Origin of the sequence: Sporosarcina luteola (assembly GCF_023715245.1) — a bacterium.
In the GTDB taxonomy this organism is placed as follows: domain Bacteria; phylum Bacillota; class Bacilli; order Bacillales_A; family Planococcaceae; genus Sporosarcina; species Sporosarcina luteola_C.
Window position 1 is genome coordinate 1 of the sequence record NZ_JAMBNV010000045.1, and the last position, 252, is coordinate 252.

General features: G+C 47.2%; 1 other RNA gene. It reads right to left on the bottom strand.

The features are described from left to right. Window positions 1-252, bottom strand: a transfer-messenger RNA (tmRNA) gene (gene ssrA / locus M3152_RS18210); the annotation flags it as partial.

A 252-nucleotide genomic window follows, 5' to 3' on the forward strand; every position in this document is an offset into this window, starting at 1 on the left:
TACGCGTGTAGATTGACTACTTGCGATTCGCACTGCATTATGCCGTCAATCAAGGCGTCTTGAGCGCTATCCTGATAATCTCTTGCAACGGCCTCAGGAGGCGACCGTTACCGTATCCCACTAATAAGTGAGCCTAACAATGCCACATGGGCGATGGAACTGCTAGGCAGATTCATCAGCTTATTAAGCTGCGAATGCTAGGTTGTTGTTTGTTTTGCCAGTTATTATTAACTGTCGTTTCTGACGGAGACG